The following is a 21205-nucleotide window of genomic DNA, read 5'->3' on the forward strand; positions in this document are numbered from 1 at the left end:
CCATGTATCGTTACGACGATTTCGACCGCCAACTTGTTCAGGAACGTACCGAACAATTCCGTGAACAGGTAAAGCGACGTCTGGCCGGTGATATTACCGAAGAACAGTTCCGTCCGCTGCGTCTGATGAACGGTGTGTATCTGCAACTGCACGCCTACATGCTACGTGTTGCCGTCCCATACGGTACGCTGCGCGCTGATCAGTTGCGTGAACTTGGTGGCATTGCGCGTAAATATGACAAGGGCTATGGCCATTTCACCACGCGCCAGAATATTCAGTATAACTGGCCAAAGCTTGACGAAATTCCAGATGCCCTGCTTGATCTTGCCAATGTCGAGATGCACGCCATCCAGACATCGGGCAACTGCATTCGGAATACAACGACCGATCAGTATGCCGGTGCTGCGGCCGATGAAATCGAAGATCCGCGCCCTTATTGCGAACTGATCCGTCAGTGGTCGACATTCCATCCTGAATTCACCTATCTGCCGCGCAAATTCAAAATTGCCGTGACCGGTTCGCCCAATGATCGTGCGGCGGTCAAGGTCCATGATATCGGCCTTCGCATGCATCAGAATGATGCCGGTGAAACCGGGTTTGAAGTCATTGTGGGTGGGGGGCTTGGTCGCACACCTTTCGTTGGCAAGACTGTGCGTGACTTCATCGGCAAGAACGATTTGTTCTCCTATCTCGAAGCCATCCTGCGTGTGTATAACCGCTTTGGCCGTCGCGACAACAAATACAAGGCCCGCATTAAGATCCTTGTTCATGAAGAAGGTGTCGAAGAAATTCAGCGCCTTGTCGAAGAAGAATGGGCGCAGATCAAGGACGGTTCGCTTCGTATCGGCGACGACGAAATTGCGCAGTACATCGAACAGTTCGCGCCACCTGCCTTTGAGACGCTGTCTGACGATGATGCCGACTTTGAGCGTCATAAGGCTGAAAATCGTGGTTTTTCAAACTGGGTGCGTTCGAACGTTATCGAACACAAACAACCCGGTTATGCGATTGCCAGTGTGTCGCTCAAGCCGATTGGCGGTATTCCAGGGGATGCAACCGATGTTCAGATGGAACTGGTTGCCGATTTGTCGGAAAAATACAGCTTCTCGGATGTGCGTGTGACCCACGAACAGAACCTTGTTCTGCCACATGTCAAAAAGGCTGATCTGTTCGCACTCTGGACGGAGCTGGACAAGGCCAATCTCGGGACGGCAAACCTTGGCTATGTGACCGATATTATTGCCTGCCCGGGGCTTGATTACTGTGCGCTGGCAACTGCGCGCTCGATCCCGCTGTCACAGCGCATTTCGGAGCGTTTCGGTGATCTGGATCGTCAGCATGATATTGGCGAACTGAAAATCAAGATTTCCGGCTGCATCAATGCCTGTGGGCATCATCATGTTGGACATATTGGTATTCTTGGCCTCGATAAACGTGGCAAAGAGTTTTATCAGATTACCCTTGGTGGCGACGCCAGCGAGAACGCATCAATTGGTAAAATTGTTGGTGCCGGTTTCTCCGAGGCCGAAGTGGTTGATGCCATCGAAAGTCTGGTCACCAAATATATTGATATCCGCGATGCAGGCGAACGCTTCATCGACACGTACCGTCGTGTTGGCACGGACCCGTTCAAGGAGGTGCTTTATGGCGATCGTTAAGAATGACAGCGTGATCGAACAGGAATGGATTACGGTTGATGCCGAGGGCGACCTTCCAGCAAGCGATGAAAACCTGATTGTGCCGTTGGCAAGGTTTAAGGATCAACGTGATGATCTGATCGGTCGCAATGGTGGTCTGGGGGTGCAGCTTAATCCCGGTGACGCCCCCGAAGATCTGGCCGATGACCTTGATCGCCTTTCGATCATTACGGTGAATTTCCCGGCTTATACCGATGGGCGTGGTTATTCCTATGGTCGCGTTTTGCGCGAACGCATGGGCTTTAAGGGCGAATTACGTGCCATTGGGGACGTTTTGCGCGATCAGGTGCTTTATATGCACCGTTGCGGCTTTGATTCCTATGACCTTAATGTTGACGATGAAACGGCCCTGACAAAGGTCCGTGCCGCGCTCAAGGAAATGTCGGTTTATTACCAGCCAACCGGAGATGGACGTATGACCGCTGGTTCACTTCGTGAGCGACGTGCGAATGCTACTGGAAAGACTTTTTAAGATTTCCGACTGAAAATGCATGATGCGCAACTTCCATTGCGACCAGCAAAATATCAGCAAGCCAGATTCAGACAAAACCCGTCATTAAAATGGCGGGTTTTGTTTTTTTACATCCTAAGGTATAATGTACTATACTTTAGGATTGGTTAATGGTATCGAAGGTCTATGTTTGGTGATGTTTCCCCGTGACTTTCGATGCTTAACACGATTAAGCGAGCCTGTTCGAACGTATATGCCTCGATTCTGTGCGTTCTCGCTCTGACCTTAAAGATGCTCGATGGAATGTGGGAAAATATTTTTGGGTAACGTGTAAAGGCGCGATCAGCCGCGTTTGATTGGACAGAGCGATGAGAGTAGCAAAAAAAATACCGGTGACGATTGTTCTTCTAGCGGTGCTTGCGTCGTTAACGACAGGCTTGCTTGCCTACTTTAAGGCATCAGAAGAACTTCAAATCAGTGCGGAGCAAAAGCTGGTTGCTCTGACTGCTGCGAAAAAAAGTTTCATTCTCAGTTATCTTGATAGCATTCATCAAGACTTGGTTGTTCAAGCGCAAAACCCGTTGATTGTGAATGCTTTGGATGAGTTTGTGGGCGCTTGGCAAACCTTGGGCCCCAACGTAGGTCCGGATTTGCAGAAAGTGTACATTGATAACAATCCGAACCCAGTTGGCGAAAAGTTACTTCTCGATGAAGGTACTGATGGTTCCGATTATTCACGTGTCCATGGAAAATACCACCCTTGGCTTCGTGATTTCCTGACCCAGCGTGGATACTACGATATTTTTCTTTTCGATCAGGCAGGGAACCTTGTCTATACCGTTTTCAAAGAAGAGGATTTCGCCACCAACATGGTCGATGGTCGATGGAAAGATACCGATCTTTCATCCGCATACCGTCAATCTATTGTTGCGGACAAAGGAGATGTATCTTTCTTTGATTTTAAGGCGTATGCCGCGAGCAACGGTGCTGCCGCGAGCTTCATAAGTACGCCGATTGTCGATGCAGACGGTAAAGTTAAAGGTGTCTTGGCATTCCAGATGCCCGTTGACCGGATTAACAAGGTCATGCAATCCAGTGATGGCATGGGGGACACAGGCGAGAGTTACCTGGTCGGGGCAGATGGCTTGATGCGCAGTGATTCTCGGTTTTCCAATGAGAGCACAATTCTAAAAACTCAGATCGATACTGAGTCTGCAAGGCGTTCGGTTGCCGGGGAAAGTGGTGTCATTGAGATTGATGATTATCGCGGGATTCCTGTTGTTTCTGCCTTTGCGCTATTGGAATTTATGGGCGTGAAATGGGGGGTGATTTCTGAAGTTGACGAGGCAGAGATTTTTGCTCCGCTGATGGGGCTTCTAATTGCTGTTCTTGTCGGGTTGCTTGTTTTGGCGGTTATCATTTCCGGGGTTGGTATTTATCTTGGACGTGGGATTTCGACCCCAATTTCAATGATTGCCAATTCCATGCGCACCCTTGCCAGTGGCGATAAGAGTATTGATATTCCCGGTCAGAACCGTTCAGACGAAATAGGTGAAATGTCGGCTGCAGTTCTTATCTTTAAAGAAAACATGATTAAAGCTGAGGAACTCGCACTTAAAGAAGCTGAAGAGCAAGAAAAACGTGAAGCTCGTGGAAGGTTGATCGAAAAGCTGACACGTGATTTTGATGAGGACGTGTCGCTTGTTCTGAAAACTGTCGCAGCAGCAGCTGCGGAAATGCAGGCAACCGCAACGTCAATGACGGCAACTGCCGAGCAAACGAGCCAACAGTCAAATGTTGTGGCTGCTGCGGCAGAAGAAGCGTCAAGCAATGTGCAAACAGTTGCCGCGGCCTCCGAAGAACTTAGTGCTTCCATCGCGGAAATTAGTCATCAGGTCGCGCAGTCATCAAGTGTTGCAGATAAAGCGGTCGCCGAAGCCGAAAATACCAATGCGCAGGTACGTGGCCTTGCGGAAGCTGCGCAAAAAATTGGCGCGGTTGTTGGCTTGATCAGTGACATTGCGGCTCAAACCAACCTTCTGGCGTTGAACGCAACGATTGAGGCTGCGCGGGCCGGGGAGGCGGGCAAAGGTTTTGCCGTAGTTGCAGCTGAGGTGAAGAACCTTGCCAATGCTACATCAAAGGCAACCGATGAAATTACCGCCCAGATTACAGGTATTCAGACGGAAACTGATGGCGCGGTAATTGCTATCGGTTCTATTAGTACGACCATTGCTGAAATCAGCGAAATTGCCGCAACAATCGCTAGCGCTGTTGAGGAACAGGGCGCGGCAACTGCTGAAATCAATCGAAATGTCCAAGAAGCGTCTTCTGGAACAAGCGAGGTAACATCCAATATCCACGGGGTGAGCGAAGCTGCGGCCTCAACAGGAGCCGCTGCTGAAGAGGTTTTGGCGGCATCTGGTGACTTATCTGTTCAGGCTGAGACATTGAGCAGCAAGGTCGATGCCTTCCTTGCTGCCGTCAAGGATGCCTGACGGCAGGTAATAAGTCAGGCAGCATTTAAATCGCGTCTAGCCAAACAGCTCTGGAATATTTCCAGAGCTGTTTTTGTTTCAGGACGGCACACCTGAGCGCAGCATCGTGCCATCGGCAACGATGTGACCTGAAATAGTGATTGAGCGGATTCTCGTTCAGAAAAATCGCAGGTGCCTTTTCATTTTCATTTTCAGACAGCACGTCTTATCTGGTTTTGGGCAAATAAGTGGCGCAGGGTGCGAAGAAGCGCTATACACTTAATAGATGTTTTTACTTGAGTATAAGACAACCATAAAGTTTTCATGGTTGTCGGAGAATTTAAACCAATGCCGTCTGTGGTTCGTGCAGATCGGTGTCACCGACACGAAAAGTGGCTTTCACCCTCGGCAACACATCAGGGGTACATATGTCGTCAGTTCTGCATTTGGCAAATACTGTAGATGGATGCGTCATTGAACGGGAATTCACCCGGTATGACCGCGCCTATCACGACAAGGTACAGCGATATAACGACCATCTTGGTGTTATGGCAGCAATTCTGCGCCGGTTTAGCGAATACAGCCGAACCATGCTGGCGTCCCAGCAGCTTTACATCTATGCCAAATGGCTGGCGCGCTATACGGCATATTGGCCACGCTTGGACGATCTTGTTGAAAAGCTTGAAAGCAGTTTTGACGAAACCGATCAAAGCTATGTCGCACGACAATCGGAAATCGATGGGTCGTGGGGCTGGCAATATACCGAATTCCATCACAAATTTGATGCAACCATTGTGCGCCTCCACGAGCTTGCTTCTGAAAAGCGCGCGCCGCGATATCCGCTTCATTTTCTTGAGCCGGTCTCAACCATTCCTAAAATGCAGGCTTATCTTGAAAGCCTTTTGATCTCGGACGTTGCAGCGACCGGTCGCAATCAGCGCGATGAGCTGGGCAGTGTTCTGTGCTGTTTGGCCCAACTGTGTTTTAAGCCACGATTACGCAATTTTGCCCGTGAAAACGTTCAGGGCATTGCGCTTGATGATGCCTACATCGCGGCATTTACCGATTTTCTGGATGACATTCAGAACCCTGAAACCGGCTATTGGGGCCCGTGGTATTCATCCGACGGTGATATCCACCGGTTTGATGATTTGAGCTATACGTTTCACATTGTGTCCTATCGCAAGGGGAATGTGCGGCAATGGCCCCATATCATCCGTACAACCCTTGACCGTCGGGATGCGGAATATCCTCTGGGCTGGCTTAGTCGGGGACAGTTTAACAACCATAACAATTATGATGTGGCAAAGCTGTTTCGCCACGGATGGCCGCATATGACACCGTCCGAGCAGGACTTTTCATCAGGCCAGCTCGACAAGATGCTCAGCTGGTGTCTCAAACATTCCATGCGACGGGATGGTAGCTTCGTCTTTGATGGGCAGTTTTATAACTCGCTTGAATCGTGTCACTATTTTGGTGTGTCGTTTCTTGATGAAGTTGGATATTTCCGCCCGCGCAAGCGGTTCTGGACCGAAAAAACATTCCCGAAAGCTGTAAAAACTCAGCATCAGGTGATTGCACGGCTTAATGAATTTTGCGCCGACAACCCCAGCATTATTGCCGCGAAATGGAAGGCCGGTACGGACTTGCATCTGGTGGCCAAGCCATCCGTCGTGCCCGCAACCAAAACGGGGATGACATTGGACCGCCGCGATATGCCGCGTTGGCCCCGGTTTCCTGCGAGTGCGGATACATTGGCCGGCTCATTTAAAAATGACTGACAGATGCCTTGGGCAACTGTTTTATCGGGCGTTTCTTCCTCTCATGTCATTTGAACTGGACGAGACGGCATAAGATGGCCTTGCAACCGCAATATTTCGTCAGTGGTTCGATGTTGCGCCATATTTTCAGTATGGCACATACCAGCATGTTTGCGCTGGTGGCACTGGTGTTGGTTGATGCGCTTGATCTGCTGTTTCTAAGTTTTCTTGGTGACGTTGATGTTATCGCAGGGCTTGGTTTTGCCTGGCCGTTGATCTTTTTTACCTTGGCGGTTTCGCTTGGTATCTCAACAGCGATGACGGCCCTTGTATCCCGCGCTGAGGGACGCGGGGATCGTGCCCGTGCAAAGATATTTGCAACCCATATTCTGGTTTTCGGCGGTGTTCTTTCGGCTCTGATGACAGTCGTGCTTTGGTTGTCGGCTCCCTATATGTTGTCGCTTTTGGGGGCGACCGGGCGCGCCCATGAACTTGGCACAAGCTATCTACAGATCGTCATGCTGTGCCTGCCTGTCCTTGTTCTTAGCATGTCATCAGGCGCACTTTTGCGTGCCATTGGCGCAAAGAATCTCTCAATGTGGGCCAAGATCGCCGGGGCGACTGTGAACGCCGTGCTTGATCCAATTTTTATTTTCGGGTTTGGCTGGGGTGTTGAGGGGGCGGCATGGGCGACTGTCTTGTCGCGCATCACCATCATGGTGATCGCTTTTTACGGGGTGTATCGCGTGCATCCAATGCTGGGCCGGTTTGATCGGGCGTTTTTTCGAGAGGATATTGGCGAAATTGCCAAGGTCACAGTGCCGGTCGGTCTTGCCAAAATGGGCCCGCCCATTGCAAGCGGCTTCATCATGGCCTCCATGGCGCAGTTTGGACCGGATGCCGTAGCGGCCATGGCGATTATTGAACGTATCGCCCCGTTCGCCTTCGTTGGCTATATGGCGCTGCCACAGGCGATTGGCCCGATCATTGGGCAGAACTTTGCGGCCGGAAAATCTGCGCGCATTCGCGCCCTTTGGCACACGGTTTGGGGGCTGATCATTATCTATGGACTGATCGTTTCCACGATCTTGTATCTTTTGTCAGACCAGTTGGCAGCACTTTTTCATGCGACGCCGGAAACATCGGCATTGCTTGCTGTGTTCTGTACCATGATCGCGCCGCTTTATATGTTTCTGGGCCTGCAATATTCATCGCATACGTTCTTTAACGTCACCGGGCGGCCCAATCTTGCCATGGTTGCTGATTTGACCAAGGAATTACTGGGGGTGATCCCGCTGGTTTGGCTGGGCAGCTTGTATTTTGGCGCGGCGGGCGTTTTGTATGGTCAGATCGCGGGCGTCACGTTGTTTGGTCTTGGCACAGGCATCGTAAGTTACCGACTTGCCTGCCGCAGAAGCAATAATCGTGGGAGCACTGACCGGGCGTCAAGTCCTAATACGGTCATGTAATGTTATTTTTGCGATTATTGGTTGTGAATTTGTTCACACCCGTGGCGACTTAGGGCCAGTTCCATTCCCATATTAGAGGAGTACGCTTTTCTAAGGTGGGGTAATTCAATGTTTTCAGTGTTTAAGCGTTTAAAGATCGCGACAAAGGTCTTTGGCGGTTTTGGTGTTGTGCTTGTCTTGCTGGCGATCATGTCGTTGATGTCGGTCTTGGCGATCAGCAGTGTCGGCGATGACTTTATGCGTTACCGTCAGATCGCGTTGCAATCCAATCAGGCGGCCCGGGTTCAGGCCAACCTTCTGGAAGCACGCGTTTCGGTAAAAGACTATCTTCTGAATGCAAACCCGACCTCCGCCGAGAGTGTCAAAACCCGTCTGGCCACAGCAATCACGTTGAATGACGAGTTGGTTGGCATGCTACGTGAACCCGAACGTCTGGAAAATGCGCAAAAGTCGGATAAAGAACTGAAAACCTACTTTGATGCATTTGATCAGGTTGTCTCACTTCCGGCTAATGATCCGGCGCGCGCAACATTGGTGACGGGTACACTTGATCGGCTGGGCCCGATCATCGCCCACGATCTTGAAGAACTCAAACTTGAGATTAAGGCAGAACAGGACGAAATTGGACCACGGGCGACGAAGGCAGCCAGTCAGTCTGTCATGGCTACCGAGATTGTCGCAGGGATTGCTATTGTGCTCGGTATTGCTGCGGCCTGGACCATTGGGACGGGTATTTCCCGTCCGATCCGTGCGATCACGGATACAATGAATACGCTTGCTGGCGGGAATAAGAACATTGACATTCCCGGTCAGGATCACCGCGATGAAATTGGCGATATGGCCAAGGCTGTTTTGATCTTCAAGGAAAACATGATCAAGGCCGAAGAACTTGCCGCCCAAGAGGTCGAGGCCGCCAAGTCACGTGAACGGCGGGCTGCGAGAATCAGTGAGCTGACATCGGGCTTCGACAGCGAAGTTTCCGCTGTGCTTGAAGCGGTGGCATCGGCATCGACCGAGATGCAGGCAACCGCAACCGGCATGACCAGCACGGCCGAGGAAACCAGCCGCCAGTCCAGCATTGTGGCCGCTGCTGCCGAACAGGCGTCAAATAATGTACAAACGGTTGCAAGTGCGGCTGAGGAACTCAGTGCCTCTATTGCTGAAATCACCCATCAGGTCAGTCAGTCTTCAACTGTGGCAAGCCGTGCGGTGTCGGATGCGGAACGCACCAATGAACAGGTGCGGGGGCTGGCCGCTGCGGCGCAGAAAATTGGCGACGTTGTTGGTCTGATCCGCGACATTGCCGAACAGACCAATCTTCTGGCCCTGAATGCAACGATTGAAGCCGCACGTGCGGGGGATGCTGGCAAGGGGTTTGCCGTTGTTGCCGCCGAGGTCAAAAACCTTGCGACCGCAACATCACGCGCGACCGAAGATATCACAGCCCAGATCACCGGTATTCAACATGAAACCGAAGGCGCGGTTGATGCCATTGGTCTAATTTCAACCACAATCGCCGAAATCAACGAGATTGCGGCAACCATTGCCAGTGCGGTCGAACAACAAGGTGCGGCAACACAAGAGATCACCCGTAACGTGCAGGAGGCGTCGGCGGGGACAACCGAAGTTTCTTCTAACATTACCGGTGTGAACGAAGCAGCCGGATCAACCGGAGCCGCAGCAGAGGATGTTCTTGCTGCGTCTGGTGAGCTTTCGCAGCAGGCAGAAGTCCTGCGTGAAAAGGTTGCCCAGTTCCTAAATGACGTGCGGGCAGCCTGACGCAAAGTATCCTATCCCTGCCTTTTGGGACCAAATGTCATCAAAAGGCAGGGACCTTCGCTTGTGTCGTATTCGCGGTGCCCGACAAAACCAATCGCCTCATAGCAGCGAATTGCCGCCTCGTTGGTTGGGTCTGGATCAATTGCGATTAACGGGGCACCGCGTTCGATCAGCATGTTCGACAGCAGGCTCAAGAACATGCGCCCGTGACCGCATCCCATCATGGCCGAAACGCCGATAAAGCTATCCATACAGCGGGTGCCCGCCGGAAGATTTTCGAAATGGTCCTGTGGCCATTGATAGGCGTCGTAATGCTGAACAAACGCAAATGGCCGATTGCGATACGACACAATCAGCGTTGCCATTTCGGCCAGTTCAATGTCTTCGGTGATAATTTCGATCTGCTCGACAGGATTGCCCCACCAGCGGATGACTTCGGGCAAATAAAGCCAGCGGCGGATCATGGAAAGGTCGTTGGGGATGGCCCGTCGGAAGCTGTATGGTGACGGACCCTTCATGCGCTATCCCTCGTTCGTGCTGCGCTTTGCCCCAATCGCCAGATTGGCCTTTGATGCGCTTGATCGTCCGATTTGATCACAAATCCAGCTGCCTGTCGCGGCAAGCTTTTCAAGATCAATACCGGTTTTGATGCCAAGCCCGTTGAGCATATAAACAACGTCTTCGGTCGCGACATTGCCACTAGCACCTTTGGCATAGGGACAGCCGCCTAGTCCGGCGACCGAACTGTCAACCGTTGCCACCCCCATTTCCAGAACTCCAAGAAGGTTGGCAAGTGCCTGACCATAGGTATCGTGGAAATGGGCTGCGATTTTTTCAATTGGGATATGTTCGGTAACCGCAGAAATCATTGCCTGCGCCTTGGCTGGGGTGCCTGTGCCAATGGTGTCACCCAGACTGATTTCATAACATCCCATGTCATAAAGCGCCTTGGCAACCTCGGCGACTTTTCCTGGTGGAATGTCGCCTTCATACGGGCAGCCCAGCACACAGGAGACATAACCTCGCACAGAAAGACCTGCATCGCGGGCGGCAATAACCACCGGACGGAAACGATCCAGACTTTCGGCAATCGAACAATTGATATTCTTTTGCGAGAAGCTTTCCGATGCCGCACCAAAAACGGCCACCTCGGTCGCACCTGCGGCAATGGCGGCCTCGAGCCCCTTGGTGTTTGGGGCCAAAACGGGATAGGTCACGCCGGATTTACGGGTGATCTTTGCCATGACCTCGGACGCATCGGCCATTTGCGGAACCCATTTCGGGCTGACAAAGGCGGTGGCCTCGATCACCGACAGTCCCGCATCATTCAAACGGTTTATCAGTTCGACCTTGGTGTTGGTTGCCACCATCGTCTTTTCGTTCTGAAGGCCATCGCGCGGGCCGACTTCAACGATTTTGACGTTGGTGGGTAAACTGGAAAGAAGGGCCATTATTCGGCCTCCTCAATCGCGATCAGTTCCGCACCGTCCTCGACTTGATCGCCGACGTCAAAGAAGACCTCTTTGACCGTGCCGGTAACCGGGGCTGAAATGGTGTGTTCCATTTTCATGGCTTCCATGACCACAAGCTTGTCGCCCGCCGTCACAGCTTGTCCGGCCTTTGCCATGACGGCAATAATCTTGCCGGGCATCGGGGCGGTTAAGCCACCACCTGTCCCTTCGGCTGCACCAGCGGCGGCCAGTGGGTCGAATATTTCCAGCCGGTCGGTGCGACCATCGCGGAAAATCGTCAGACGATTGCCATCACGCAGCACGGTGGCGCGTTTGCGCACATTGTTCAGGCTGGCATGAATGGCTCCGTCCTGATCATGTTCGGCGCTGGCGATGATAGCGCTACCATCGGGCATATCCATGACATAGCCATGATCACGGTAGTGGACTTTGACCGCAATATCATCACCATCATGGCGCAATATCAAATCATGATGATTGTCATCATTCAGCCGGAAACCCGCCGTGCTGTGCCACGGGGAATAGGGATCGTTACTTTGGGCCGCAAAACGGGCCGCCTCGGCATCACGGGTGCGTAACACATCAAGGGCGGCAAAGACCAGTGCCTCGTTATCCGGTGTCGTTGGGGCCGGGATCAGGTCGTCGTGATACATCGGGATGAAGCCGGTTTCGACTTCACCAGCCTCGAACGCCGGATGTCGGGCGATGTTGCCAAGGAACCCGGTATTGGTGGTCACCCCGACGATCTGCACATCATTTAAGGCCGATGCCATACGGCGGAGTGCTGATGTGCGGTCCACATCCCATGTGATCAGCTTGGCGATCATCGGGTCATAATGGATTGAGACTTCGCCGCCTTCATAGACACCGGTATCAACACGGACATGGTCGGATTCATGTGGCATGCGCATATGAACCAGTTTGCCGGTGGCGGGCAGGAAATCGTTCTGTGGGTCTTCGGCATAGATACGGACTTCGAACGCATGCCCGTTGATGGTCAGTTCGTCTTGCGATTTTGGAAGATGCTCGCCATCGGCAACGCGTAATTGCCATTCCACAAGGTCTTCGCCAGTGATTTTCTCGGTCACGGGATGTTCGACCTGAAGGCGGGTGTTCATTTCCATGAAGTAAAACGCACCCGATGCGTCCAGAAGGAATTCAACCGTGCCTGCCCCCTGATAGCCAATTGCCTTGGCGGCATCGACGGCGGCCTTGCCCATTTGTGCGCGTAATTCTTCGCTCATATTGGGGGCAGGGGCTTCTTCAATCACCTTTTGATGGCGGCGTTGCAGCGAACAGTCGCGTTCAAACAGATATACCGCATTGCCGTGGTTGTCGGCAAAGACCTGAATTTCAACGTGGCGCGGGGTAACAATCAGCTTTTCAATCAGGCAATGATCATCGCCAAAGCTGCTTTGCGCTTCGCGCTTACAGCTGATCAGGGCGTCTTTGAACTCAGACGCCGTTTCAACTGCCCGCATGCCTTTGCCGCCGCCGCCAGCCGAGGCCTTGATCAAAACCGGATAGCCGATCTTTTCGGCCTCGGCCGCAAGGAAATCAGGGTCTTGATCCGCCCCGTGATACCCCGGCACAAGCGGCACGCCAGCCTTGCCCATGATTTTCTTGGCTTCGGATTTTGATCCCATCGCACGGATGGCACTTGCCGGTGGGCCGACAAAGACACAGCCAGATTTTTCAAGCGCGTCAGCAAATCCGGCATTTTCCGACAGGAACCCGTAACCCGGATGGACGGCATCGGCGCCTGATTGCGCGATCACGTCAAGCAACCGGTCGGTGCGAAGGTAGCTGTCTTTGGGGGCAGGGGCACCGATATGATACGCCTCATCCGCAGACTTAACGTGCAATGCATTGGCATCTGCATCGGAATAAACGGCAACGGTCTGGATGCCCATGCGACGGGCGGTTTTGATCACACGACAGGCGATCTCACCGCGATTGGCGATCAGAATTTTGCGCGGCATGTTATTTCTTGCTCCAGTTCGCGGGACGTTTTTCCAGAAAGGCACCGACACCTTCGCGGCCTTCGGCACTTGCGCGCTGATCGGCAATGCGATGGGCGGTGTCATCAATCACGGCGTCAGAAATCGGTGTGTTGGCGACGGCGTAAATCAGGTTCTTGGCGGCATGCATCGCCTGTGGCCCATTCGCCAGCAGGATCTGCGTCATCTCATCGCCGCGCACCGTCAGGTCATCGCCCGGCACCACTTCGTGCACCAGTCCGATGTGTTTGGCTGTACTGGCATCAAACCGTTCGGCGCTGAGGAAATAGCGTCGCGCCTGATTAACGCCGATGGCTTCCACCACATAGGGCGAAATCACCGCCGGGATCAAACCGAGTTTGACTTCGGACAGGCAGAAACTCGCACGATCCGACGCAATCACGATATCGCAGCATGCGGCCAAGCCAACCCCGCCGCCAAAGGCAGCCCCGTTGACCAGTGCGATGGTGGGTTTTGAGGTGAAGTTCAAAACCTTCATCAGCTTTGCCAATGCGCGTGAATCGTCAAGGTTCTCCGCGTGGCTGTATGTCGCCATGCGCTTCATCCAGTTAAGGTCCGCCCCGGCTGAAAAGCTTTTGCCTGCCCCAGTCAGGATCACGACACGGACAGCCGGATCTGCATCAAGTGTTTCGATCTTGGCGGTCAGCTCGGCAATCAGTGCGTCGTCAAAAGCATTGTGGATGTCCGGGCGGTTCAGGGTGATGCGCGCAACGCCGGTATCGGCAATTTCACAGATGGCGGCATCATCAATGTTGTTGGTGTTTACATTGGTCATGCTGGCCTCACATTCTAAACACGCCAAACCGGGTGTCTTCGACCGGTTTGTTGAGTGCTGCGGACAGGCCAAGGCCAAGAACCATGCGGGTGTCTGCCGGATCAATCACGCCATCATCCCAAAGGCGGGCCGAAGCATAATAGGGGTGCCCCTGTGCTTCGTATTGATCACGGATTGGGCCTTTGAAGGCTTCCTGTTCGGACTCGGGCCATGTTTCGCCGCGTTTTTCCGCTGCATCGCTGCGAATTTGGGTCAAAACATTTGCTGCCTGTTCGCCGCCCATGACCGAAATGCGGGCATTGGGCCACATCCACAAGAAACGCGGGCTATAGGCGCGGCCACACATGCCATAGTTGCCTGCGCCAAATGAGCCGCCAATCAGAACGGTGAATTTTGGAACATTGGCGGTGGCAACGGCCGTGACAAGTTTGGCCCCATCCTTGGCAATGCCGCCGGCTTCATACTTGCGGCCAATCATAAAACCGGTGATGTTTTGCAAGAACACCAATGGAATGCCGCGTTGTGCACAGAGTTCGATGAAGTGCGCACCTTTGAGCGCGCTTTCAGAAAACAGAATGCCGTTATTGGCAATGATCCCGACCGGGTATCCGAAAATGCGGGCAAATCCGGTAACCAGCGTGGTGCCGTATTGCGCCTTGAACTCGTCAAACTCGGACCCATCAACGATGCGGGCAATGATTTCGCGTACGTCATAGGGTTTCTTGGTATCGGTTGGGACAACGCCGTAAATTTCGCGCGGGTCATAGGCCGGTGCGCGCGGTTCGGTCAATGTCGGACCGGGGTTCTTATGCCAGTTCAGGTTTTTGACAATATCGCGCGCAATCGACAATGCGTGGCTGTCATCCTGTGCGTAATGATCCGTAACGCCAGATGTCTTACAATGCACATCCGCACCACCCAAATCCTCGGCCGAGACAACTTCGCCTGTGGCAGCCTTCACCAAAGGCGGTCCGCCCAAAAAGATCGTGCCCTGTTTGCGGACAATGATGCTTTCATCTGACATTGCCGGGACATAAGCACCGCCCGCGGTGCAGGAGCCCATGACAACCGCGATTTGCGGGATGGCCTTGGATGACATGGTGGCCTGATTAAAGAAAATCCGCCCGAAATGGTCGCGATCGGGGAAAACATCATCCTGACGGGGCAGGTTGGCCCCACCACTATCGACCAGATAAATACACGGCAGATTGTTTTCCAGCGCAATTTCCTGCGCGCGAAGATGCTTCTTTACGGTCATGGGATAGTACGATCCACCCTTGACCGTCGCATCGTTGGCGACAATCACGCATTCAACGCCCGATACACGCCCAATGCCGGTAATGATGCCCGCGGCAGGCACATCTTCGTCGCCATACATGCCGTGTGCGGCCAGTTGCGATAGTTCCAGAAACGGAGAGCCGACATCAAGCAACTGGCGAATGCGTTCACGCGGTAGCAGCTTGCCGCGTCCCGTATGCCGGTCGCGTGCCCGTTCACCACCGCCCAGTTTGATCTGCGATATTTGATTGCGCAGGTCTTCAACCAGTTGTTCCATATGTTCGGCATTGGTGCGGAATTCTTCCGAACGAGAATTTACCGCAGATTTCAGTACCGTCATTGTCCAATTACACCATTTTGTTGCGGGTTTTGCGCCCGAGTTGAATGACGTTCTGGGTGTTGTTATGGGGGAAGTTTACGTAAGCGTCAATATTAAATAGGTATTTTAGTACCGGAATTGTCTATATACAATGATTTTGGCTTGAAGTCTAGGTTTTCAGCTGTTTATGACTGTTGCGACAAGGGACGATTTTGGCTTTTGTCGACCGTTGTCAATGCCCTGAGCGTCGTGTGGTTAGGCCCGATTGATCCGCCAAATCAGGCTTATTAAGAAAGCATGGGAAGATTAGCTGTCGTTTCGGGATTTGTGTAGTTTAATCCACTGCTCAAGCGGATCTATCCGGTCATTGCCAAAGAACGGTTCGCCTTCATAGAAAAAGAACGGTGATCCGAACGCGCCCATTTCGATTGCTTCGTCAGTGATGTCGCGGGTGTGACTTTTCCAGCGCTGTTCTTCGACAGCAGCACGCATTTCGCCCGGATTGATCGAGTGGCGTGTGGCGGCGGCCAGAACGTTTTCCGGGTTAGACATATCCAGTCCATCGGCGAAATAGCCGCGATAGATATCCTTGGCAAATTTACGCGCCAATGCGGGAGATCGCGATTCAAGCCAGTAGAAGGCGCGTGTTGGCATCAGGGCCGAGTATGGGAAGTTTTGGGGAATACAGAACGGCGTATTTTGTGCCCGTGCGCAGCGTTCCATGTCATGGCGGAAATAGTCGCCACGAATGGGTTGCTCAAGAAGCGGGCTTTGTCCGGTTTGTTTAAAGGCGGCACCAATCATAAAAGGGCGCCAGATGACTTTTACCCCGACACGCGATTCGAATTCTTCCATACGCTCGGCAGCGAGGTAGCCATACGGTGATGAGAAATCGAAGTAAAACCGGACTTCCGACATGTTTCCTGCACCTGATTGTTCTTAATTGTCATTTGGCAAAAGCCGGGCCCTACAGGTCTTGTGCCCATTTGGACCGAACCTGATTGTGCGCCATTGAGCCTGTGCAAAGCAATTAAAAAACAGATGCTTAGGGGATTACGATACCGGGGCGGACTTTTACTTCTTCCATCACGACATATGTATGAGTCTGGCTGACTCCCTGAACCGAAGACAGACGTTCGAGGAATTCACGATAAGCATACATGTCTTCAACCCGAAGTTTGGCGAGATAGTCAAAGCCGCCAGCAACCATATGGCATTCTTCTATTTCGGGCAGTTTACGGATCGCAGCTGCAAAGACGTCAAAGACATCCGGGGTCGTGCGATCAAGCGTGATTTCGACAAATACGACCAGTGACTGGTTCAACTTGCGCGGATCAATGGTCGCCATATAGCCGGTAATAAAGCCTTGCTGCTCAAGACGCCGGACACGTTCAAGGCATGGTGTCGGGCTCAGGTTAACGCGGCGCGACAGTTCGACATTCGACATTCGCCCATCATTTTGCAGCTCACGAAGGATCTGTGTGTCGATTTTGTCGAGATTTTTTTGATTCTTCTGCATTTTGGCTTTCTAACCAGTGTTTGTGGCTATTCAATAAGGAAACTGATGGATGATATATCGTATTTTTTGCAAAAATGGCAGCACATTTTTCAGATAGAATATTATTCTCAGTCGTTATAGAGGTGCCATCAGGGTCTGAAGACGAAATCGCTGCATTTATCTTCTGACAGGCTGCAAGTGAACCGCAGGGAGAAAAAAGACAAAATGTTTCGCACAGAATTGCCCCAACCAAACGATATTCGTACTGAAATTCGCAACGCCTATCGCGCCGACGAGGAAGAAGCCGTCGCACGCCTGATAGAGGCCGCCCGGTTGTCGCCCGAGCAAACCGCCCGCGTTCAGGATCGCGCCTATCAATTGGTCGCACGTGTCCGCAAAGCCGATAACGGCAAAAGCGGGATTGATGCGCTGCTTCACGAGTATGAGCTGTCGAGCAAGGAAGGCGTCATTTTGATGTGCCTTGCCGAGGCCCTGTTGCGTGTTCCCGATGCGGTCACTGCTGACAAACTTATTCAGGACAAACTGTTTGATGCCAACTGGCAGAGCCACCTTGGCCATTCTGACAGTTTCTTTGTTAATGCCTCGACCTGGGGCTTGATGCTGACTGGGAAGGTCATCAAATTCGGGAAGGCGGAAAAAGCCGATCCGGGCCGGTTGCTCAAACGTATGATCGGACGGTCCGGTGAACCAGTTATCCGGAAGGCATTCAACCATGCCATGCGCATTATGGGCCGCCAGTTCGTCATGGGTCGCACAATTGACGAAGCATCCGTTCGCGCCAAGGCGAACGAAGAAAAAGGCTATCGCTATTCCTATGACATGCTGGGCGAGGCTGCCCGCACGATGGAAGACGCGGATCGCTATTACAAGGCATACGAAGATGCCATTCACGATATTGGCCGTGTTGCCAAGGGTCGCGGCCCGATCAACAGTCCGGGCATCTCGGTCAAGTTGTCGGCCATTCATCCGCGCTATGATTTTGCCAATTACGAACGGGTTGTCACCGAGCTGACCCCGCGTCTTAAGCAACTTGCCTTTCTGGCCAAGAAATATGACATCGGTTTCACTGTCGATGCCGAAGAGGCCAATCGCCTTGACCTGTCGCTTGACGTCATCGGCGATGTGTTTGCCGATCCCGACCTAAGCGGATGGGAAGGATATGGACTTGCGGTTCAGGCCTATCAGAAACGCGCTTATCATGTGCTTGAATGGCTTGCCGATCTGTCGACCAAGGTCGGCCGCAAGATGATGGTGCGTCTCGTCAAAGGGGCCTATTGGGACACCGAAGTTAAATTCAGTCAGGAAAACGGCTTTGACGGTTATCCGTGCTTTACGCGGAAAGCATCAACCGACGTTTCCTATCTGGCTTGTGCGAAATTGATGCTGTCGCGCCGCGATGCATTTTATTGCCAGTTCGCCAGCCACAATGCGCATACGGTTGCCTCCATCCTTGAAATGGCGGGCAATGATCGCACGTTCGAATTCCAGCGTCTGCACGGCATGGGCGAAGCCCTTTATGAGCAAATCGTTGATAAGGCGGGTGAAAATGTACCTTGCCGCATCTATGCCCCGGTTGGCAGCCACGAAGACCTTCTGGCTTATCTGGTGCGGCGTCTTTTGGAAAACGGTGCCAATACAAGCTTTGTGAACCGTATTCAGGACGAACAACTGCCAATCGAGGAAATGATCGCTGATCCGGTTGAAAAGATGGCGGCCCTTCCGCGGAAAGCCCATCCGAAGATTCCGGCACCGGTTGATCTTTATGGGGCAGGGCGTGTGAATTCACGCGGTATTGATCTAACCGATACCAACAAGCTTCTGCCTCTGAATGAAAAACTCGCCGCGATGCAGGGCAAAACCTGGAACGCAGCCCCACTGATTGATGGCATGCTTGTTTCGGGAACACCAATTGATGTCATGAACCCGGCCAAACTTGGCGAAAAGGTTGGTGACCTTGTTCAGGCGACCGAGGCCGACGTTGAGGCGGCTATTGTTGCCGCCGTTAAGGGCTATGACGCGTGGAATGCAACGTCTGGTGCGGATCGGGCCGTAGCATTGCGGCGTCTTGGTGATCTGCTTGAAGATCATATGGACGAGTTCATTGCCATTTGTCAGCGCGAAGCGGGCAAGCTTTATTCGGACGGTGTTGCCGAAGTTCGTGAGGCCGTTGATTTCTGTCGTTACTATGCCAACCGCGCCGAAGAAACCTTCCGCGACGGTGGTCCACTTGAAGGCCGTGGGGTATTTGTTTGCATTAGCCCATGGAACTTCCCGCTTGCGATCTTCTTAGGCCAGGTGACCGCAGCCCTTGCCGCGGGGAATGCGGTTATTGCCAAACCGGCCGAGCAGACGTCGCTTGTTGCAGCGCGTGCCGCCGAACTGATCCTTGAGGCCGGTGTTCCGGGTTCTGCCTTCCAACTGGTGCCGGGACCGGGGCGTGTGATCGGCAATCAGCTGATCAATGATCGGCGTATTGCCGGTGTGGCCTTTACTGGTTCGACCGAGACCGCACAATTGATCAATCAGGCGTTGGCAAAACGTCCGGGTGTTCCATTGCCGCTGATTGCCGAAACCGGTGGTCAGAACGCGATGATCGTTGACTCGACCGCATTGCCAGAACAGGTGGTTCAGGATGCGGTGATTTCAGGTTTCCAGTCCGCTGGTCAACGGTGTTCGGCTCTGCGCGTTTTATTCGTGCAGGAAGACATTGCCGACAAACTTTGTCATATGCTGGTCGGCGCGATGAAAGAACTTCGGGTCGGCGATCCGAAATTCCTTGATATCGATGTCGGGCCGGTGATTGACGAGAAATCGTGCAAAACTCTTGAAAAACATGCTGCGCGCATGAAGAAAGAAGCCAAATTGCTTCATGCCTGTGATGTGTTGCCTGAATGCAAGGACGGTACATTCTTTGCCCCGCATTGCTTTGAAATCCCGTCGATTGATGTGCTTGAACGCGAAGTCTTTGGTCCGGTTGTTCACGTTGTCCGCTTTAAGGCGTGTGATCTTGGTAAGGTTCTTGATCAGATCAACGCGTCTGGTTATGGGCTGACCCTTGGCATTCATTCACGTATCGACAGCACGGTGCGTGAAATTTCGCACAAGCTGCGGGTTGGTAACTGCTATGTGAACAGAAATCAGATCGGTGCAGTTGTCGGTGTTCAGCCGTTTGGCGGGCAGGGCAAATCAGGTACCGGTCCCAAGGCGGGCGGCCCGCACTATGTTGAACGGTTTGCCAAGCCAGTTGCCACGGCAAGCAGCACACAGAACGAGGACATCCACGATGACCGTTCACCGATCATCGTCAAAGATGTACTGTCCAAAGCCCAATACGCCGACATGCTGTCAGCACAAGAAGAATGGCAGTTTTTCGATGGTAATGAACGAGTTCGCATCCTTGAAAAACTGGCATCAAAACTAAGTGACTCTTCAAAAGAAGAATTGGTTTCAGGTGCCGACCACATTGCTGATTTTGCCGCCCTTTCGGAAAACGGATTTGTTGCGCCCAAACGGATGCCCGGTCCAACCGGTGAAACCAACGACCTGTATTGCCTTGGTCGCGGTGTTTATCTGGTTCAGGCAGACAAGGATGCTGACCCAGCCCACGTGATCCGCCATTTGGGGGCAGCACTTGCTGCGGGCAATGCCGTTATTCTGGCAGGTGATCAGAAATGGTTCGCCGACCTTCCGGGCCTTGCATTTGCTGCGGGCATGCCGAAAAAGCTTCTGACTGCGGTCAGCGCCAATACCGGCCTTGGTGCCATGTATGATGGTGATATTGCCGGTGTTTCGTGTGTCGCATCGCTTGATCGTGTGACATCGTTCAAACAACTTTTGGCAAAGCGCGATGGTGCGATCCTGTCGTTGATTTCTGATAGCGGTGCGGAAGATGACGGCGCACTGCCAGATCAGGCGTTTATGCACCGTTTCGCAACGGAAAAAACCATCACGATCAACACCACGGCTGCTGGGGGCAACGCGTCCCTGATGTCGATGGACGAGGGGTGATCAGGTTCATTTGGCAGGTGCCAGACATTCTGGTAATACGCCTGCCTGATTGATGTATCGATATAATGGATCGGGAAGAAATTCCCGGTCCATTTTTTGTTGCTCATCAATTTTTCGCTAATGTGGCCCGGTTTAAAACTGTTTAGGGCTTTTTTTCGTCAAAATTCACTGCAATAGATA

The 21205-nt window shown here is 52.6% G+C and carries 14 protein-coding genes; 7 read left to right on the forward strand and 7 right to left on the reverse strand.

Annotation, left to right across the window (positions count from 1 at the left end):
• The first annotated feature begins 2 nt into the window (after nt 1-2).
• From COO92_RS18555 to COO92_RS18580, 6 genes are all read left to right on the forward strand, one after another.
• Complete coding sequence (locus COO92_RS18555) at nt 3-1658, forward strand: nitrite/sulfite reductase (protein ID WP_101304477.1); 1656 nt, start codon at nt 3-5, stop codon at nt 1656-1658.
• Nucleotides 1645-2169: a DUF934 domain-containing protein gene (locus COO92_RS18560; protein WP_101304478.1), complete on the forward strand. Its 525-nt coding sequence runs from the start codon at nt 1645-1647 to the stop codon at nt 2167-2169. The genes COO92_RS18555 and COO92_RS18560 overlap by 14 nt, the downstream gene beginning before the upstream one ends.
• A gap of 347 nt (nt 2170-2516) precedes the next feature.
• Entirely contained in the window at nt 2517-4646 is a 2130-nt protein-coding gene (locus COO92_RS18565; protein WP_101304479.1) for a methyl-accepting chemotaxis protein, read from the forward strand.
• Nucleotides 4647-5053: 407 nt separating this feature from the next.
• A complete protein-coding gene (locus tag COO92_RS18570) occupies nt 5054-6406 on the forward strand; it encodes a hypothetical protein (protein ID WP_101304480.1) in 1353 nt (450 codons plus the stop codon).
• Nucleotides 6407-6480: 74 nt separating this feature from the next.
• Nucleotides 6481-7854, forward strand: coding sequence for an MATE family efflux transporter (locus COO92_RS18575; RefSeq protein WP_101304481.1), 1374 nt, complete (start codon nt 6481-6483; stop codon nt 7852-7854).
• Nucleotides 7855-7962: 108 nt separating this feature from the next.
• On the forward strand, nt 7963-9633 hold the full coding sequence (locus tag COO92_RS18580) for a methyl-accepting chemotaxis protein (RefSeq protein ID WP_101304482.1): 1671 nt from the start codon (nt 7963-7965) through the stop codon (nt 9631-9633).
• Between the two features lie 11 nt (nt 9634-9644).
• On the opposite strand, the gene COO92_RS18585 is transcribed toward COO92_RS18580, so the two are convergent.
• The 7 genes from COO92_RS18585 to COO92_RS18615 form a co-directional block, all read right to left on the reverse strand.
• Complete coding sequence (locus COO92_RS18585; RefSeq protein WP_101304483.1) at nt 9645-10151, reverse strand: GNAT family N-acetyltransferase; 507 nt, start codon at nt 10149-10151, stop codon at nt 9645-9647.
• Nucleotides 10152-10154: 3 nt separating this feature from the next.
• A complete protein-coding gene (locus COO92_RS18590; RefSeq protein ID WP_101304484.1) occupies nt 10155-11084 on the reverse strand; it encodes a hydroxymethylglutaryl-CoA lyase in 930 nt (309 codons plus the stop codon).
• Nucleotides 11084-13087 carry an acetyl/propionyl/methylcrotonyl-CoA carboxylase subunit alpha gene (locus COO92_RS18595; RefSeq protein ID WP_101304485.1) on the reverse strand — a complete coding sequence of 668 codons (2004 nt, stop codon included), beginning with the start codon at nt 13085-13087 and terminating at the stop codon, nt 11084-11086. The genes COO92_RS18590 and COO92_RS18595 overlap by 1 nt, the downstream gene beginning before the upstream one ends.
• A gap of 1 nt (nt 13088) precedes the next feature.
• Nucleotides 13089-13901 carry an enoyl-CoA hydratase/isomerase family protein gene (locus COO92_RS18600; RefSeq protein ID WP_101304486.1) on the reverse strand — a complete coding sequence of 271 codons (813 nt, stop codon included), beginning with the start codon at nt 13899-13901 and terminating at the stop codon, nt 13089-13091.
• A gap of 7 nt (nt 13902-13908) precedes the next feature.
• On the reverse strand, nt 13909-15519 hold the full coding sequence (locus tag COO92_RS18605) for a carboxyl transferase domain-containing protein (protein ID WP_101304487.1): 1611 nt from the start codon (nt 15517-15519) through the stop codon (nt 13909-13911).
• Nucleotides 15520-15804: 285 nt separating this feature from the next.
• Entirely contained in the window at nt 15805-16416 is a 612-nt protein-coding gene (locus COO92_RS18610; RefSeq protein ID WP_101304488.1) for a 2-hydroxychromene-2-carboxylate isomerase, read from the reverse strand.
• Between the two features lie 127 nt (nt 16417-16543).
• Entirely contained in the window at nt 16544-17017 is a 474-nt protein-coding gene (locus tag COO92_RS18615) for an Lrp/AsnC ligand binding domain-containing protein (protein WP_022730298.1), read from the reverse strand.
• A 204-nt stretch (nt 17018-17221) separates the two neighbouring features.
• On the opposite strand from COO92_RS18615, the gene putA reads away from it, so the two are divergent.
• On the forward strand, nt 17222-21025 hold the full coding sequence (gene putA / locus COO92_RS18620) for a bifunctional proline dehydrogenase/L-glutamate gamma-semialdehyde dehydrogenase PutA (protein WP_101304489.1): 3804 nt from the start codon (nt 17222-17224) through the stop codon (nt 21023-21025).
• Nucleotides 21026-21205: the final 180 nt, after the last annotated feature.

It is taken from the genome of Thalassospira lohafexi, assembly GCF_002844275.1.
In the GTDB taxonomy this organism is placed as follows: domain Bacteria; phylum Pseudomonadota; class Alphaproteobacteria; order Rhodospirillales; family Thalassospiraceae; genus Thalassospira; species Thalassospira lohafexi.

What these genes read in the sequence shown, in the direction of transcription:
- COO92_RS18575 (WP_101304481.1), top strand. Translation starts at nt 6,481, where the DNA reads ATGGCCTTGCAACCGCAATATTTCGTCAGTGGTTCGATGTTGCGCCAT.
- COO92_RS18605 (WP_101304487.1), bottom strand. Translation starts at nt 15,519, where the DNA reads ATGACGGTACTGAAATCTGCGGTAAATTCTCGTTCGGAAGAATTCCGC.
- COO92_RS18590 (WP_101304484.1), bottom strand. Translation starts at nt 11,084, where the DNA reads ATGGCCCTTCTTTCCAGTTTACCCACCAACGTCAAAATCGTTGAAGTC.
- COO92_RS18570 (WP_101304480.1), top strand. Translation starts at nt 5,054, where the DNA reads ATGTCGTCAGTTCTGCATTTGGCAAATACTGTAGATGGATGCGTCATT.
- COO92_RS18565 (WP_101304479.1), top strand. Translation starts at nt 2,517, where the DNA reads ATGAGAGTAGCAAAAAAAATACCGGTGACGATTGTTCTTCTAGCGGTG.
- COO92_RS18585 (WP_101304483.1), bottom strand. Translation starts at nt 10,151, where the DNA reads ATGAAGGGTCCGTCACCATACAGCTTCCGACGGGCCATCCCCAACGAC.
- COO92_RS18600 (WP_101304486.1), bottom strand. Translation starts at nt 13,901, where the DNA reads ATGACCAATGTAAACACCAACAACATTGATGATGCCGCCATCTGTGAA.
- COO92_RS18615 (WP_022730298.1), bottom strand. Translation starts at nt 17,017, where the DNA reads ATGCAGAAGAATCAAAAAAATCTCGACAAAATCGACACACAGATCCTT.
- COO92_RS18610 (WP_101304488.1), bottom strand. Translation starts at nt 16,416, where the DNA reads ATGTCGGAAGTCCGGTTTTACTTCGATTTCTCATCACCGTATGGCTAC.
- COO92_RS18560 (WP_101304478.1), top strand. Translation starts at nt 1,645, where the DNA reads ATGGCGATCGTTAAGAATGACAGCGTGATCGAACAGGAATGGATTACG.
- COO92_RS18555 (WP_101304477.1), top strand. Translation starts at nt 3, where the DNA reads ATGTATCGTTACGACGATTTCGACCGCCAACTTGTTCAGGAACGTACC.
- COO92_RS18595 (WP_101304485.1), bottom strand. Translation starts at nt 13,087, where the DNA reads ATGCCGCGCAAAATTCTGATCGCCAATCGCGGTGAGATCGCCTGTCGT.
- COO92_RS18580 (WP_101304482.1), top strand. Translation starts at nt 7,963, where the DNA reads ATGTTTTCAGTGTTTAAGCGTTTAAAGATCGCGACAAAGGTCTTTGGC.
- putA (WP_101304489.1), top strand. Translation starts at nt 17,222, where the DNA reads ATGTTTCGCACAGAATTGCCCCAACCAAACGATATTCGTACTGAAATT.